General features: G+C 51.8%; 14 protein-coding genes, 1 tRNA gene and 1 other RNA gene. 14 read left to right on the forward strand and 2 right to left on the reverse strand.

The features are described from left to right. Positions 1-88 precede the first annotated feature (88 nt). From MKX51_RS32300 to MKX51_RS32315, 4 genes are all read left to right on the forward strand, one after another. Entirely contained in the window at positions 89-358 is a 270-nt protein-coding gene (locus tag MKX51_RS32300; RefSeq protein WP_036690075.1) for an HPr family phosphocarrier protein, read from the forward strand. 186 nt (positions 359-544) lie between these two features. Further along, positions 545-1,300 (forward strand): SIMPL domain-containing protein, encoded by a 756-nt coding sequence (locus tag MKX51_RS32305; RefSeq protein WP_340995281.1) that lies wholly within the window; start codon positions 545-547, stop codon positions 1,298-1,300. A 273-nt stretch (positions 1,301-1,573) separates the two neighbouring features. Continuing rightward, positions 1,574-2,677: a PdaC/SigV domain-containing protein gene (locus tag MKX51_RS32310; RefSeq protein ID WP_340995283.1), complete on the forward strand. Its 1,104-nt coding sequence runs from the start codon at positions 1,574-1,576 to the stop codon at positions 2,675-2,677. Positions 2,678-2,827: 150 nt separating this feature from the next. Next, positions 2,828-3,466: a GDSL-type esterase/lipase family protein gene (locus MKX51_RS32315; RefSeq protein ID WP_340945607.1), complete on the forward strand. Its 639-nt coding sequence runs from the start codon at positions 2,828-2,830 to the stop codon at positions 3,464-3,466. Between the two features lie 89 nt (positions 3,467-3,555). Here the strand turns inward: MKX51_RS32315 and clpP are convergent, their stop codons facing one another. Then, a complete protein-coding gene (gene clpP / locus MKX51_RS32320) occupies positions 3,556-4,152 on the reverse strand; it encodes an ATP-dependent Clp endopeptidase proteolytic subunit ClpP (protein ID WP_036690083.1) in 597 nt (198 codons plus the stop codon). Between the two features lie 193 nt (positions 4,153-4,345). Next, a tRNA-Arg gene (locus MKX51_RS32325) sits at positions 4,346-4,420 on the reverse strand. A 292-nt stretch (positions 4,421-4,712) separates the two neighbouring features. Here MKX51_RS32325 and MKX51_RS32330 point away from each other — a divergent pair. From MKX51_RS32330 to ssrA, 10 genes are all read left to right on the forward strand, one after another. Next, positions 4,713-5,765 carry a sugar-binding transcriptional regulator gene (locus MKX51_RS32330; RefSeq protein WP_340995285.1) on the forward strand — a complete coding sequence of 351 codons (1,053 nt, stop codon included), beginning with the start codon at positions 4,713-4,715 and terminating at the stop codon, positions 5,763-5,765. Positions 5,766-5,881: 116 nt separating this feature from the next. Continuing rightward, positions 5,882-6,892, forward strand: coding sequence for a type I glyceraldehyde-3-phosphate dehydrogenase (gap, locus tag MKX51_RS32335; RefSeq protein WP_036690087.1), 1,011 nt, complete (start codon positions 5,882-5,884; stop codon positions 6,890-6,892). 133 nt (positions 6,893-7,025) lie between these two features. Continuing rightward, positions 7,026-8,207 carry a phosphoglycerate kinase gene (locus tag MKX51_RS32340; protein ID WP_036726266.1) on the forward strand — a complete coding sequence of 394 codons (1,182 nt, stop codon included), beginning with the start codon at positions 7,026-7,028 and terminating at the stop codon, positions 8,205-8,207. A gap of 27 nt (positions 8,208-8,234) precedes the next feature. After that, on the forward strand, positions 8,235-8,990 hold the full coding sequence (tpiA, locus tag MKX51_RS32345) for a triose-phosphate isomerase (RefSeq protein WP_036690091.1): 756 nt from the start codon (positions 8,235-8,237) through the stop codon (positions 8,988-8,990). A gap of 2 nt (positions 8,991-8,992) precedes the next feature. Next, the gene (gene gpmI / locus MKX51_RS32350; protein WP_036726269.1) at positions 8,993-10,537 is read left to right on the forward strand and encodes a 2,3-bisphosphoglycerate-independent phosphoglycerate mutase; all 1,545 of its coding nucleotides are present in this window, start codon (positions 8,993-8,995) and stop codon (positions 10,535-10,537) included. A 57-nt stretch (positions 10,538-10,594) separates the two neighbouring features. Beyond that, entirely contained in the window at positions 10,595-11,881 is a 1,287-nt protein-coding gene (gene eno / locus MKX51_RS32355) for a phosphopyruvate hydratase (RefSeq protein ID WP_036726271.1), read from the forward strand. A gap of 239 nt (positions 11,882-12,120) precedes the next feature. Continuing rightward, complete coding sequence (gene secG, locus MKX51_RS32360; RefSeq protein ID WP_036690096.1) at positions 12,121-12,354, forward strand: preprotein translocase subunit SecG; 234 nt, start codon at positions 12,121-12,123, stop codon at positions 12,352-12,354. 240 nt (positions 12,355-12,594) lie between these two features. Next, the gene (gene rnr, locus MKX51_RS32365; protein ID WP_340995286.1) at positions 12,595-15,576 is read left to right on the forward strand and encodes a ribonuclease R; all 2,982 of its coding nucleotides are present in this window, start codon (positions 12,595-12,597) and stop codon (positions 15,574-15,576) included. 178 nt (positions 15,577-15,754) lie between these two features. Next, complete coding sequence (gene smpB, locus MKX51_RS32370) at positions 15,755-16,234, forward strand: SsrA-binding protein SmpB (protein ID WP_036690100.1); 480 nt, start codon at positions 15,755-15,757, stop codon at positions 16,232-16,234. Between the two features lie 203 nt (positions 16,235-16,437). Then, positions 16,438-16,802, forward strand: a transfer-messenger RNA (tmRNA) gene (ssrA, locus tag MKX51_RS32375). Positions 16,803-17,039: the final 237 nt, after the last annotated feature.

The following is a 17,039-nucleotide window of genomic DNA, read 5'->3' on the forward strand; positions in this document are numbered from 1 at the left end:
TTCTAGTGCGGTATGCGTTATAATGATATAATATTATAAAATTAATGTGAAATTTTTGGGCAGATCTCAAATAGGGGGTAAGCGTTTCATGACAAAGCACCCGGTAGTTGTTCGGTTGAAGACGGGGCTCCATGCTCGGCCGGCAGCATTGTTTGTGCAAGAAGCTAATAAGTTTTCGTCGGAGATTTTCGTGGAAAAAGACGATAAAAAAGTGAACGCCAAGAGTATCATGGGCATTATGAGCCTCGCGATCAGTTCCGGTACGGAGATCCACATCAGCGCAGACGGTGCAGACGCGGAACAGGCTGTAACCGCTTTGACCAGTCTGGTAAGCAAGGAAGAGCTTGAGAATCAATAAATGCTACATGGTCTAACCAAAAGCCCTTAGGGGCTTTTTTTCATATCGGAAATGTCATCCGCCTGTTCTGGACCGGGACGGGGAACAAATAAAAAATAAATATCGTACATTGCTCATGCAACTTTTACCATGCTGTCCCGTCTAGAGGGTAATAACACTTAAACGAATCGAAAGGGGATGGCAAGCATGAGAAAATGGGGTAAATCGATTGGATCAGTTCTGCTGGCAGCTAGCTTGATGATTGGAGGAATGGGGTTGAGCGGAGTGCTGAAGGGTCCTGAAAAGGCTTACGCCGACGAAGTACAGAAGAATATTGTGAACGTGGTGGGCAAAGGCGAGCTATCGATCAAACCGGATATTGCGTATCTCTCCATCGGGGTAACGACAACTGCCGAAACTGCGCAGGAAGCACAGAAAGGCACTGCCGCGAAGGTCTCCAAGCTGACCGCTTTGTTCAAGACCACCTGGGGTATTGCGGACAAAGACATTCAGAGCACACAGTTCTACGTACAGCCTAACTACACTTACAGCGAGAAGGACGGCCAGAAGGTAAAAGGCTATAACGCCCAGCACACGCTGGAGGTCTCTTACCGCGATCTGACAAAGGTTGGACAATTGCTGGACGCTGCTTCTGCGGCCGGAGCGAACAACATCGGTAACGTGCGGTTTGCGATTGAAGATCCGTCCGCCTTTGAAGCACAGGCTATCGAGAAGGCTATGCAGAATGCAGATGTCAAAGCTGCGGCCATTGCCAAAGCAGCGAAACGCGGATTGGGCATGGTAGTCACTGTCGTTCAGAGCGATGACGGGAATCATCCGATAATCTTCGCTCAAGCAGAAGCGATGCAGAAATCCGCAATGGATAACGCTGCCGGAAGCTCCGTTGAACCCGGGCAGGTTAAGGTCACTACCCAATTGAGTGTAACGTATGAACTGAAATAAACGTTTCGCAAGAGGCGCTTGCTCTGCTGTTATAAGCAGGGCAGGCGCTTTTTATAATCATATAAATGAATGTATATGCACATATGCGCTTTTGAAATCTCTCAGTTTGTTTAAATTAAGGTAACAGGATCTTTAGATAATCATGGCAAACCTTAAGAAACTGTAAAGCGGATTGTAACATCCCCCGCTAGTTCTTTTACTATAATAGGAACAGTGATACGGAAGAACACACATCATGACTAATCATACCACCAGGTGGAAGGGGAAATAACAATGAATTCGAACTCTAAGAAATACATCCGCAGATGGGGTGCGGGAATGCTCGCAGCAGGAATTCTGCTGGGCGGAACAGGAATCCTTCAGGCAGACATTACGGAGGCCGCTCCGGCAGCCGCTTCGGCCAAAGTCAAATCCTCATCTGTAGTGCTGAAGGTTAACGGTAAAAATGCAGCCCAGGCGGGCCTGCTCCAGGAAGGAAAGGTATGGGTGCCGGTAACCTTCCTGCGCGATGCGCTGGGGATGCCGCTCTCTTATGATAAAGCGGAGAAGACTTATTCTATAGGAACAGGTACTGCGCAATTGAAGCTGGCAATTATGGATTACGGCATTATGATCCGAGTGAACAACTATTATATTGGTGAATATGAGGGCAAACAACTGAACAACCGGCTGTACGTCCCGTTCCAGCTGATTAACGATTACATGGGCTATAAAGGGGACTGGAACGCTGCTGCAGGACAGCTGAATCTGACGAAAAGGACGCAGAATGCCGTAACAATCAAGACAGCGAGCTATACGAAGGACTATAAGGATGCGCCAATCAAGCTGGATTATCCGCAGGTCAGCGGTCTGGCGAACGCCGGGGCAGAGAAGGCGATCAATGATCTGATCAAGCAGACCGTTCTGAACTATGCGAAGGATGCTGAAGATCAAATCTCCAAGCGGTCGAAGGATGACCGGCCGTATGAATTCGAAGGCGGTTATGTGGTCACGTACAACCAGGATGGTGTGCTCAGCCTAATCACTAATCAATACGGGTATACCGGCGGTGCCCATGGGATGACTTACCGCAATGCGTTCACCTTCTCGCTCAAAGACGGGAAACGTCTGTTGCTGGGCGACCTGTTCGGTGCCAATCCTAATTACAAGAAACAGCTCAATGCCAAGCTGGCCACCGAGATCAAAGCTAACGGGGGTTATCTGGGCGGGTTCAACGGTCTGGATACAGAGAAGTATTTCTATTTAAAAGATGGCAAAGCGGTGCTCTTCTTCCAGTTATACGAATACACCGCATATGCCGAGGGTTTCCCGGAATTCAACTTCAGCTTCAAGGAACTCCTGCCGGACGGAAGCAGTCCGTTCGCAGCGCTGAAATAATACAGCCTAATACTGACCCTTGTGCTCTATGACGAGCACAAGGGTTGTTTGCGTTTTAATGGACTAATCGGGCGGCCCTGCCGTTACCACTTCACCCGGCCTTTCATAAATTAAAGAAGGCAAGCAGCTTATAACGGGGAGGGAAAGAGTATGGTCTATCAGTATACGGCCATTGGGGATTCACTCACAACCGGCTTCGGGGCGCTTCCCGGGAACGGCTTCGTCCCCGTCTACCGGCGGATGGCGGAAGGGAGACTCGGCACGCCGGTGGTGCCGGCGAATCTTGGCGTCAACGGTCTGACCACCGGGGGGCTGAAGCAACGGCTGAGGAGCTCGAACGTCTACCGGGCGGCGGTGAAGGATGCGCAGATCATTACGCTGTCCATTGGCGGCAATGACTTGATTAAGGCAGCCCGGGCAGCCGGGCCCCGGCCCGGTGAATTCCAGGGCTTGCTGAAGCAGGCGCTTAGGGACTGCAAGCGTAACTACAGCGACATCATGGGTAGCCTGACACAGCTCAAAGCGGGCTCCCGCAGCCCCTACATCCTCCGGATGGTAGGGCTCTATAACCCATATCCCCAGGTGGATGAAGCAACAGAGTGGGTGCGCGAGTTCAACCGCTATGCATCAGGCTACAGCAGCAGTAACGTAGGGTTTGCTTCGATCTACCATGAGTTTGCCGGTAATGAGCGGGGGCTGCTGTTCCTGGACCATATTCACCCGAACAGCAGAGGCTACCGCGTAATTGCAGGCAAGCTGGACGCTTTGGGTTACGGGGGCTTAAGGTAGGGTGTGGAACGGTGCAGGAACAATCAAAGAGGCTGCTACGGACCAGATGGTCTGTAACAGCCTCTTAGTAAATTCATGAAATTAAGTACTTATACGCCTGTCGGCAGAGTCTTCTCAATTACCTTGTCCACGATACCATATTCGGCAGCGTCTGCAGCGCTCATGAAGTAGTCGCGGTCGGTATCCTTCTCGATCTTCTCCAGCGGCTGGCCCGTACGTTCGGAGAGGATGCGGTTCAGCTTCTCACGCAGCTTGATGATGCGGCGGGCACGGATCTCGATATCCGAAGCCTGGCCCTGGGCACCGCCTAGCGGCTGGTGAATCATGATCTCGCTGTTCGGCAGGGCGAAGCGCTTGCCCTTGGCGCCGGCGTTCAGCAGGAACGCCCCCATGGAAGCGGCCATACCTACACAGATGGTGGATACATCCGGCTTAATGTATTGCATTGTATCGAAGATGGCCATACCCGCTGTGATGGAACCGCCTGGGCTGTTCACATACAGGTGAATATCCTTATCCGGGTCCTCGGCAGCCAGGAAGAGCATTTGTGCGATGATGGAATTGGCAACCACGTCATTAACCTCCGTTCCAAGGAAAATGATGCGGTCCTTCAGCAGGCGGGAATAGATGTCATAAGCGCGCTCACCGCGGTTGCTCTGTTCTACTACCATAGGAATATAACTCACGTGGAAAACCTCCTTGAAATTGGTGCTTCGAATGTGTTCATTTTTTACTGTTACCGTATTAACCACATGATAAACAAATTCAAACAAAAAGTCAAAGAAAGTCAAACTTACTTTCAAAAAAAAGAGCCCTCAAGCGGCTCTTTGGTTAAATATAATATAATCGTCACTAAATTATGTACAAGCTTGAAAATAATGGCGCGCCCGCCAAGAATCGAACTTGGATCTCAGGCTTCGGAGGCCTACGTCATATCCATTGGACCACGGGCGCAACAGAAATTATTATAATATACTTCTCGGATAAAAGCAATGCGTATTAGGCATCCTGCGCAAAAATAGTTTTCTCTGCCTCCATTAATAGAGCCGGAGATGCGTCTCCTGCCTGCGGCCTGCCGGACAAGCCCATGTATAAGATGAAAGCGGGCTGAGAATTATAGTCTCGGAACACTTGCACTCGGCGTCAGTTTTGGGTAGAATATGGGTGGGACTTAAAAAGTTAACCCGGGACATTTTGAGACCACGAACAAGGGATAAGAGAAAGACGAAGTTGCAGGAGTGAAAGCATGCGTAATCTATTGGAAATCCAAAAGCAGCTTCTGCCTGATCTCATGGAAACCCTTAAGAGACGGTATACGATTCTACATCAGATCATGCTGTCCGATATTATTGGGCGCAGGACGCTAGCCGCATCGCTTGATATGACCGAGCGGGTGCTGCGTGCCGAGACGGATCTTCTGAAATCGCAGGGGCTCATTGAGATCGAGAGCGTCGGTATGCGCATTAGCGATGCCGGTCGCAGACTGCTTGACCTGCTGGAGCCGGTCGCCAAGAGCCTATTCGGCCTGGATGATCTGGAAGAGAAAATTCGTACTACGTACGGTCTCACCAAAGTAATTGTGGTTCCTGGCGATTGTGAGACATCGCCGTTCACCAAGCGTGAACTGGGGCGCGCAGGCTCCAAGGCACTGCTCAGTGTACTGCGAAGTGACGATACGATTGCCGTCACAGGCGGATCAACCCTGGCCGAAATGGCCGATCAGCTGACCCCGCCGCTATCCCTTTCCTATAAGAACGCCTGGGTTGTTCCGGCGCGCGGAGGACTGGGAGAGAGCATGGAGATACAGGCCAACACTATTGCTTCAACCATGGCCAAACGGATTGGCGCCAATTACCGTCTGCTGCATGTGCCCGATCTGCTTAGCGGAGACGCTTATCAGTCGCTTGCACAGGACTCCAATATTGGAGAGATTGTACAAATTATCCGCAGATCGCGTATTATTGTACATGGAATAGGTGATGCCATTGAAATGACCCACCGCCGCAAGCTGGACTCCGGGACGATCTCAGAGATTCAAGGCGAGGGTGCTGTAGCCGAATCCTTCGGATACTATTTCAATGAGGACGGCGAAGTGGTTCACACTATGCTGACCATGGGGCTGCGCCTGGAAGACATTATCCGTACAGAAGTCGTTATCGGTATTGCCGGAGGCAAACGCAAGGCGAAGGCCATTCATGCGATGCTGCGGTTCGGACAAGAGGATATTCTCGTCATCGACGAGGCGGCGGCTGCCGAAATCGGCAAGGAAATCGACACACAGCTACAAAAGGTCCTATAGATTCCATTAAATGGGACGCGCGCAAAGGGTTTATGCATTATACTTAACATTGTTGTCTTGACGAGCCTCACGGCCTGTCTTGAATAAATAAAACGAACTCTAGGAGGAACTATTCAATGAGTGTAAAAGTTGGTATTAACGGTTTTGGACGTATTGGACGCCTTGCATTCCGCCGTATTCAAAATGTAGAAGGTATCGAAGTGGTAGCAATCAATGACTTGACTGACGCTAAGATGCTTGCTCATTTGCTTAAATATGATACAACTCAAGGTAAATTCCAAGGCGATGTTGAAGTGCATGACGGCTTCTTCAAAGTGAACGGTAAAGATGTTAAGGTTTTGGCTAACCGCAACCCTGAAGAGCTTCCTTGGGGAGAGCTTGGCGTTGATATCGTTCTGGAATGTACTGGTTTCTTCACAACTAAAGAAGCCGCTGAGAAGCACCTGAAAGGCGGAGCTAAGAAAGTAGTTATTTCCGCTCCAGCTACAGGCGACATGAAAACTGTTGTGTACAACGTTAACGATGACATCCTTGACGGTTCCGAAACAGTAATCTCCGGTGCATCTTGCACAACGAACTGCCTGGCTCCTATGGCCAAAGTTCTGAACGACAAGTTCGGTATCATCGAAGGCCTGATGACTACAATCCACGCTTACACAGGTGACCAGAATACGCTTGATGCTCCACACGCAAAAGGCGACTTCAGACGCGCCCGCGCTGCTGCTGAGAACATCATCCCTAACACTACCGGTGCTGCTAAAGCCATCGGCCTGGTTATTCCAGAACTGAAGGGCAAGCTTGACGGTGCAGCACAACGTGTGCCTGTAGCTACAGGTTCCCTGACTGAGCTGGTTACTGTTCTGGATAAGAGCGTAACCGTTGAAGAAATCAATGCAGCCATGAAGGAAGCTTCTGACCCAGAAACTTACGGCTACACTGAAGACGAAATCGTATCTTCCGACATCAAGGGTATGACTTTCGGTTCCCTGTTCGATGCAACTCAGACTAAAGTACTGACTGTTGGCGACAAACAGCTGGTTAAAACTGTTGCTTGGTATGACAACGAAATGTCCTACACTGCACAGCTGGTTCGTACTTTGGAGAAATTCGCTAAGCTTGCTAAATAAGACCGATTTCATATAAGCAGTACAATAGAGCGGAAACAAGGAAAGTCTGTTTCCGCTCTTTCTAAATGCAATGGCTACGTGATGAAATGGCTTCGTGAAGGAACCAATTTTGGGTGTGGAGGAAATGTTAATCATGAACAAAAAAAGTGTCCGTGATGTAGAAGTAAAAGGCAAACGCGTATTCGTGCGTGTAGATTTCAATGTGCCAGTGGAAGACGGCAAGATCACTGATGATACCCGTATCCGCGAAACCCTTCCAACAATTAAATACCTGATTGAGAACGGTGCAAAGGTCATTCTGGCCAGCCATATGGGCCGTCCTAAAGGCGAATTCGTCGATTCCATGCGGTTGACTTCCGCTGCAGTCCGTCTGTCTGAATTGCTCGGCAAACCGGTAGCCAAGGCTGATGAGGCCATTGGTGAAGCGGTGAAAGCGAAAATCGCTGAACTGAACGATGGCGATGTGCTTGTGCTTGAGAATGTCCGTTTCTACAAAGGTGAAGAGAAGAATGATCCTGAACTGGCTAAGCAGTTCGCTGAACTGGCTGACCTGTTCGTCAATGACGCATTCGGCGCAGCTCACCGTGCCCATGCTTCGACAGAAGGAATCGCTCACTTCCTGCCGGCAGTATCCGGTCTTCTGATGGAGAAGGAATTGTCCGTTCTCGGCAAGGCGCTCTCTAACCCGGAACGTCCTTTCACGGCCATCATCGGCGGTTCCAAGGTTAAAGACAAGATTGATGTTATCGACAACCTGCTGAATCTGGCTGACAATGTACTGATTGGCGGCGGCCTCTCTTACACGTTCACCAAGGCTCAAGGCTACGAAATCGGTAAATCCCTGGTAGACAACGACAAGATTGATGCAGCGCTTGGATTCATCGAGAAGGCCAAGAAGCTGGGCAAGAACTTCGTGCTTCCGGTTGACGTTGTAGTCGCTGACAAGTTCGGTGCAGATGCCAACACCAAGATTGTAGATGCAACAGAGATTCCTGCAGACTGGGAAGGTCTGGACATCGGTCCTAAGACTCGTGAAATCTATGCCGATATTATCAAAAACTCCAAGCTGGTTGTATGGAATGGACCGATGGGCGTATTTGAAATCGACATCTTCGCTGAAGGTACAAAGGCTGTGGCTCAGGCTTGCGCTACTACCGAAGGCTACACTGTTATTGGCGGCGGCGATTCCGCTGCGGCTGCTGAGAAATTCCACCTCGCAGACCAGATGGACCACATCTCCACTGGCGGCGGCGCATCGCTCGAGTTCATGGAAGGTAAAGCTCTTCCAGGTGTAGAAGCACTGAACGACAAGTAATACCGAAGAGGGAGGCAATACATCACTATGAGTAGAACACCTATTATTGCAGGCAACTGGAAAATGTTCAAAACCGTTCCGGAAGCCGAAGGCTTCATCGCTGAAATCAAAGGCCAGGCGGAAGTGGCAGGCGTAGAGACTGTAATCTGCGCGCCATTCACGAACCTGCCTGCACTGGTTGCAGCGGTACAAGGCACCACCATCAAAATTGGTGCACAGAACCTGCACTTCGAAGATAACGGCGCTTATACAGGTGAGATCAGCGGCGTAATGCTGAAGGATCTTGGTGTAGAGTACGTTATTATCGGCCACTCCGAACGCCGTGCTTATTTCGGTGAGACGGACGAAATCGTCAACAAGAAGATGCATGCGGCATTCCGTCACGGCATTACTCCGATTGTCTGTGTAGGCGAAAAGCTTGAAGAGCGCGAAGCTGACCAGACTAAGGACGTATGCAAGGTGCAGACTGAAGCGGCATTTGCCGGTCTTAGCGCAGAGCAGGCAGCAAGCGTAGTTATCGCTTACGAACCCATCTGGGCGATCGGTACAGGTAAATCCTCCACTTCCCAGGATGCCAACGAAGTTATTGCTTATATCCGTACCCTTGTTAAAGGCCTGTACGATGAAGCAACAGCTGAAGCTGTACGTATCCAATACGGCGGCAGCGTGAAGCCTGAGAATGTAACGGAGTACATGAGTCAAAGCGACATCGACGGCGCTCTAGTCGGCGGTGCCAGCCTGCAGCCTGCTTCCTTCGTTTCACTCGTTGAGGGGGCGAAGTAAGAATGTCAGCTCCAAGACCTGTAGCACTGATTATCATGGACGGCTTCGGACTGCGGAACACGGATGAAGGCAACGCTGTTGCCCAAGCCAACAAGCCGAACTACGACCGTTACCTGAAGCAATATCCGAATACTACGCTTACCGCTTGCGGCGAAGCTGTAGGTCTGCCGGAAGGTCAAATGGGTAACTCTGAAGTAGGGCACCTTAACATTGGTGCCGGCCGGATTGTATATCAAGACCTGACCCGTATCGACAAGTCGATCCGTGATGGAGAATTCTTCGATAACGAGACGCTGGTGGCTGCCGTAAGAAGCGCTAAGTCAACCGGCAAAAAGCTTCACCTCTATGCACTGGTATCCGATGGCGGCGTACACAGCCACATCAATCATCTGTTCGCCATGCTCGATCTGGCCAAAAAAGAAGATCTGCATGAAGTCTATATTCATGCCTTCATGGATGGCCGTGACGTACCACCCGACAGTGGACAGAAGTTCATTCAGGATCTGGTCGCCAAGATTGAAGAGGTTGGCGTAGGTACGATTGCTACGGTATCCGGACGCTACTTCGCGATGGACCGTGACAAGCGCTGGGAACGTGTAGAGAAGGCTTACCGTGCAATGGTATATGGCGAAGGCCCTAAATATACCGATGCTCTTCAGGCCATCACTGCATCCTACCAGAATTCTGTGTTCGATGAATTCGTGGAGCCAAGTGTAATTGTGGACAGCCAGAACAACCCGGTAGCGACAGTGGAGAGCGGCGATTCGGTCATTTTCCTTAACTTCCGTCCTGACCGTGCCATTCAGCTGTCACAAGTGTTCACGAACTCGGATTTCCGCGGCTTCGACCGTGGTCCTAAGTTCCCGCAAGGCCTGCACTTCGTATGCCTGACTACCTTCAGTGAGACAGTTCAAGGCTTCGTGGCTTACTCCCCGAAGAACCTGGACAATACGCTCGGTGAGGTGCTGGTTCAGCAGAACAAGAAGCAGCTGCGTATTGCAGAGACCGAGAAGTATCCGCATGTGACCTTCTTCTTCAGCGGCGGACGCGATGAGGAGCTTCCGGGCGAGACCCGTATCCTGATCAACTCGCCGAAGGTGGCAACCTATGATATGAAGCCAGAGATGAGCGCTTACGAAGTGGCGGCGGCCTGCGTAGCGGAGATCGAGGCGGACAGACAGGATGCCATTATCCTGAACTTTGCCAACCCTGATATGGTAGGACACTCCGGCATGCTGGAGCCTACAATCAAGGCAGTTGAAGTAACGGACGAATGCGTAGGCAAGGTTGTGGATGCTGTAGTTGCCAAGGGCGGCGTTGCGATTATCATTGCCGACCACGGAAATGCGGATATGGTATTCGATGAGAACGGACGTCCGTTCACAGCCCATACCACCAACCCGGTACCGTTCATCGTTACCACTGAAGATGTAGTTCTGCGCGAAGCTGGTATTCTCGCAGATGTGGCACCGACGATCCTTGATCTGATGGGACTTCCGCAGCCTGCGGAAATGACCGGACAATCCATGATTGCCAGCCGCAAATAAGCAAGACACCTGTTTGTGTAAACCCAAAACCATTGTATAAAAGGAGATTAAACTTACATGACTATTATTTCTGATGTGTATGCACGCGAAGTCCTTGACTCCCGTGGTAACCCTACTGTAGAGGTTGACGTATATCTGGAGTCCGGCGCAAAAGGCCGCGCTATCGTTCCTTCCGGCGCTTCCACTGGCGCTCATGAAGCTGTAGAGCTTCGTGACGGCGACAAATCCCGTTACATGGGTAAAGGCGTTCTGAAGGCTGTTGAGAACGTAAATGAAATTATCGCTCCAGAAGTTATCGGTATGGACGCTCTTGACCAAGTGGGCATCGACAAGCTGATGATCACTTTGGACGGAACTCCTAACAAAGGCAAGCTGGGCGCTAACGCAATCCTGGCAGTATCCATGGCCGTAGCCCGTGCAGCTGCAACAGCTCTGGATATTCCTTTGTACGTATACCTGGGCGGATTCAACGCCAAGACTCTTCCAGTACCAATGATGAACATCATCAACGGTGGTGAGCATGCTGACAACAACATCGACGTTCAAGAGTTCATGGTTCTTCCTGTAGGCGCTCCAAGCTTCAAGGAAGCACTGCGTACTGGTGCAGAAATCTTCCACAACCTGAAATCCGTACTGCAATCCAAAGGCCTGAACACAGCTGTTGGCGACGAAGGCGGCTTCGCACCGAACCTGGGTTCCAATGAAGAAGCGATCACTACAATCATTGAAGCCATCGAAAAAGCCGGTTACAAACCAGGCGTTGACGTATTCCTCGGTATGGACGTTGCTTCCACTGAGTTCTACAAAGATGGTAAGTACACACTTGCCGGCGAAGGTAAATCTTACACTTCCGCTGAGTATGTTGACCTGCTGGCTTCATGGGTTGAGAAGTACCCAATCATCACAATCGAAGACGGTATGTCCGAAGATGACTGGGATGGCTGGAAATTGCTGACTGAAAAATTGGGCGACAAAGTCCAATTGGTGGGTGACGACCTGTTCGTTACAAACACTGAGCGTCTGGCAACAGGTATCGAAAAGGGTATCGGTAACTCCATCCTGGTTAAGGTTAACCAGATTGGTACACTGACTGAAACCTTCGATGCGATCGAAATGGCGAAACGTGCCGGTTACACAGCTGTTATCTCCCACCGTTCCGGTGAGTCTGAAGACAGCACCATCGCTGACATCGCTGTAGCGACTAACGCTGGCCAGATCAAGACTGGTGCTCCTTCCCGTACAGACCGTGTGGCTAAATACAACCAACTCCTTCGCATCGAAGACGAGCTGGGCGAATTGGCTCAATACAACGGCCTGAAATCCTTCTACAACCTCAAAAGATAATTGCTTTTGAACCTATATTGAAGACCTGCCGCACTTTGGCAGGTCTTTTTTTGCTCTTATTGTGTCTCCTGGCCGCCTGTAGGAGATAAATATGCGATTTTAATAGGAAGATCGGGGTCGATCGCGGTGTGGATGGTTGTTTTCATTCTGTGGCTATGATAAAATAAGAATGCTGTTTATGAAACGGAAATTCTAATTTAGCATAGATAGTGATGCTTGGACGTAGGAGGTGGAAGTGAATGGATATCTTTTTGAAAGTGGTGCTTCTGATTTTTGCCGTAGGTCTGATTGCGGTCGTTCTTCTGCAAAAAGGGAAAAGTGCAGGTCTTTCCGGTGCCATCTCCGGCGGTGCTGAGCATCTCTTCGGTAAAACAAAAGCACGCGGTATGGAGCTTGTGCTACAGCGTGTAACAGTTGGCCTGGCGGCCGGATTCTTCATCATGTCAATTGTTGTTGCCATTGTTGTTGAATAGTATGCCTACAGTAAACCTTCGCTCTGTTCTGAAATGGAATAGGCGGAGGTTTTTTTGTATGCAGATTTAATATTGTGAACATCATAACAGGGATGCCCGGGATTAAATTCGTGTATACTAGGGTATGAAGTATAGAAAGGTAAATTTTACTTGAAATGATTAGCTGTTCAATAGGACAAGGCATACATATATGCCAGCGGCATAGGAATGCTGCGGAGCGGAGAAGAGAAGGTGACGAACATGATAACACAGGAAATTTTACTTGATTTCATGCGGGAGACCGCTTATAAACCACTAACTTATGAAGAACTGGTGAGCCATTTCGCAATTGAGGATAGTGCTGAATTCAAGGCCTTTGAGGTCTTGCTGATTGACCTGGAAAAGGACGGCCGGATCATATTGACCCGGGGTAGCCGTTATGGTGTGCCTGAGCGGATGGATCTGCTGCGCGGACGGCTGCAGGTTCATGCCAAGGGCTTTGCTTTTCTGATTCCCGATAACCGGGAGCACCCGGATGTGTATATCCACGCGAACGATCTGAAGGGTGCTATGAACGGCGATATCGTCTTGATCCGTATTACCTCGAAGAGCCCGTCCGGCGGGCGAATGGAAGGCGAAGTGGAACGGATTCTGATCAGAGGCGTGTCGCAGACGGTGGGGGTCTTCCAGAGCCTGGAGACCTATGGCTTCGTGCTGCCTGATGATAAGCGGATTAACCGGGATATTTTCATTCCCAGGGAGTCTTTCAAGGGTGCGGTTGACGGGGAAAAGGTGGTTGTCCGCATTGTGAACTATCCGGAGGGCCGTGCTGCGGCTGAGGGTGAGATCATTGAGATCCTTGGCCATAAGGATGATCCGGGCGTGGATATTCTGTCGGTCATCCGTAAGCATCAGCTTCCGGAGGCTTTTCCGGCTGAGGTGATGACGGAAGCGGAGCAGGCGCCGGATTCCATCACGGATGAAGAGATTATCGAGCAGGGGCGGCGTGATCTGCGCGGGCTCAATATCGTAACCATTGACGGCGCAGATGCCAAGGATCTGGATGATGCGGTCAACGTAGAGCGTCTGGAGAATGGCCATTATAAGCTGGGCGTTCATATTGCTGACGTAGGCTATTATGTGCGTGAAGGCTCTGAGCTGGACAAGGAAGCCTATGACCGCGGATGCAGTGTATACCTGGTGGACCGTGTCATTCCAATGCTTCCGCACCGGCTGTCGAACGGGATCTGCAGCTTGAACCCGCAGGTTGACCGTCTGACGATGTCCTGTGAAATGGAATTCGACGAGCAGATGAAGGTCGTGAACCACGATGTCTTCACCAGTGTCATCCGTACGAAGGAGAGAATGACCTACTCTGATGTACGGAAGATTGTCGAGGATGAAGATCCTGAGCTGCTGGAGCGGTATGCTCCGCTGATCGGGGATTTCCGGCTGATGAAGGAGCTGGCGATGAAGCTGCGCGGTGCACGGATGCGGCGCGGTGCGGTGGATTTCGATTTTGAAGAGAGCAAGATTATTGTAGATGAGGCCGGTAAGGCTATCGATATTGTAAAACGTGAACGCTCTGTGGCGGAGCAGATTATTGAAGAGTTCATGCTGGTCGCCAATGAGACGGTGGCGGAGCACTTCCACTGGCTGAAGGTTCCGTTCCTGTACCGGATTCATGAGGACCCGGACCCGGAGAAGCTGCAGAACTTCATGGCTTTTGCGGCTAACTTCGGCTACCACGTGAAGGGCCGGGGGAATTCGGTTCACCCGCGCGCGCTCCAGGATCTGCTGGAGCAGATTCAGGGAACGAAGGAGCAGACCGTCATCAGTACGATGATGCTGCGCTCCATGAAGCAGGCGAAGTACGATGCCGAGAGCACCGGGCACTTCGGGCTGGCCGCAGAGTTCTATTCCCACTTCACCTCACCGATCCGCCGTTATCCCGATCTGGTGATTCACCGCGTCATGCGCGAGGTGCTTGAGAATGGCGGAGCGCTGACCGAGAAGCGCCACGAATATCTGGCCTCCCGGATGCCGGATATTGCCCAGCAGTCCTCGGAGCGTGAGCGTGTGGCTGTTGAAGCCGAGCGCGATACCGAGCAACTGAAGAAAGCAGAGTTCATGCAGGACAAGGTTGGCGAGGAATTCGACGCCATGATCAGCAGCGTGACCAGCTTCGGGATGTTCATCGAGCTGGATAATACGGTCGAGGGTCTTATTCGCCTTAGTGCGCTGACGGATGATTACTACCACTTCGATGAAGCTCATATGGCGCTGATCGGCGAGCGTACCTCCAAGGTCTTCCGCATCGGCGATGAAGTGAAGATCCGCGTAGCCAAGGTCAACATGGACGACCACACCATCGACTTCGAGCTGGTCGATATGAAGCCGCGCGCAGCCGGAGACCACCGGAGCTACGGCGGACGCGGCGGCAAAGGCGGCCGTCCGGGCGCAGGAGGCTTCAGCAAGCCGTTCGCCGGTAAGGCCGGAGGCGGCAAAGGACGCGGTGGGAAGGGCAAGCCCGGCAGCGCTGCTGCCGGAGGCAAGAGTGGTGTTGCCAAGGGCAAGAACGGCGCCATCTTCGGGGCTGGCGGTAAGGGGAAGAACGGCGGCGCAGGTGCCGCTGGTAAGAGCAAGAACGCTTCTGCCGCGGGCGGCGGGGAAGCGGCTGGTGGCTTCGGCGGCGCTGAGTCTGGCGCCGGGAACGGGCCGCGCGAGGGCGGAGCGGCGGCGTGGGACATCGCCGGCGCAGCAGGCAGCGGCCGCAAGCGCGGGCGCGGGCCGGAAGCGGCAGCGCGGCGCGGTCTTGCCGCCGCAGGCGCAGCGGGCGGCGGCAAGGCGGACCGCCGGGGCGAAGCCGGCGGGTCTGGCGCTCCGCGCGAGGGCGGCAGAGGCCGCGGCGCGGAGGCCGGTGGCGGTGCCGGGGGACGCGGCATCGCCTTCGGCTTCGGCTCGGGCAAGGGCGGCTACGGCGCGCCGGGCGGTGGCGGGTCTGAGCAGGCGGGCGATGAGCTGCGCGGCGTAGACGCGGGCACACGGTTCCGCAGCCGCGAGGACCTGGGAGCCGAAGGGCGCGGCGCAGCGCCGGAGGGCAAGGGCCGCCGCAAGAAGAAGGGCGGCGTGTTCATTAGCCCCTCCGTGACGCCAGGCAACGGGGATTCTGCAGGCCAGGCCGGTGCTGACACTGGCGAGAAGAGCGGGCGTCGTAAGCGTAAGAAGAAACCTAAGGCGTAGGCTGAATGATATGAGGCACTGTTCCTTTAGGGGGACAGTGCCCTTTTAATGAGGAATTGGCATCATAAGACCAGAGTATAGGGCGATCCTTCCTTGCGCTGACAGCTCCGCTTTTGATACAATATAGACCTGGTGTCCGTGAAGGATTGCCGGGAATTCGATTCAAGGAGTGACGCTCATGGGTAAAAAAGCAGACGGGAAAGTGCTCGCCCAGAACAAAAAAGCTTCCCATGACTATTTTATTGAGGACACCTACGAAGCGGGTTTGGTTCTTACAGGAACAGAGATCAAATCGCTGCGTAATGGCCGCGCTAACATTGGGGATGCGTTCGCAACGATCCGTAATGGCGAGATTCATATCCACAACATGCATATCAGTCCTTTTGAACAGGGAAACCGTGCCAATCCTACCGACCCTACGCGCACGCGTAAGCTGCTGATGCATAAGGAGCAGATACACAAGCTGCTGGGCTCTTCCAAACGGGATGGCTTCACCATTGTGCCGCTTAAGATTTATGTGCGTAATGGCTACGCCAAGCTGCTGATTGGTCTGGGTAAGGGGAAGAAGGAATACGACAAACGGGATTCCGCCGCGAAGCGTGACGCCCAGCGTGATATCCAGCGTGTGCTGCGCGACAAACAGAAGGTAGCCAGATAGACTGACTTCTGCACCCGGCGACAGGTAGTTCCAGATTCAACCTTCAATTCCTTTAACCTGCGTGTTAAAGTGTTGATAAATGTGCTATACTGGGTAAGTAGATTTTTTGCTTCTGAACAGCCATCTTAAGTCAGATCGCTGTGTACCGGATCAGCATTTGTGCTTGTCATTGATCCGTTAATCCGAAGCGCCCTTTCTAATGAGGGGCCGTTCTTGGATTCGACGGGGATAGTTCGAGCATGAGTAGCGAGTAGTGGGGACGCGTCCGCTTCATCAACGCTAAAGCCTATTAAACGGCAAACAACAAAACAACTACGCTTTCGCAGCCTAAGAAACTGTGTGCGTGCTTCTACTCTGCATCGTCCATGTGACAGGGCTAGGGGCTAACAAATAGTGGAATACGCTGTCTCATCTCCGCCTGGGGTGAGCTGAAGAAGATAATCAGGCTGACCCGAAGGGGACCCGGTTACGGGGGGCTTCTAGGGTGACATCAAAACTGTAACTACACTCGTAGAAGCTTATGTGCCGTTATCTTCGGACAGGGGTTCGACTCCCCTCGGCTCCATCCAAAAAACCCGCTGAAATCGCGGGTTTTTTGCTGTCTTTAGGTTGAGTTGTAGACCAATGTAGACATGGGAATATTGAGGAGCTATTTGTTCCCTTAATTGTAGACATGCTGTCTACATCTTAAATAAGATCATTCGTTCTGTTAAAATTACTCCACGTGTGTGGAGTAATTACTGTTGCTAGTAAAGAAATACTCATTTTTAATCCATATTTATCCTAAGGATTATTGATCATAGTG

Origin of the sequence: Paenibacillus sp. FSL M7-0420 (assembly GCF_038002345.1) — a bacterium.
In the GTDB taxonomy this organism is placed as follows: domain Bacteria; phylum Bacillota; class Bacilli; order Paenibacillales; family Paenibacillaceae; genus Paenibacillus_AQ.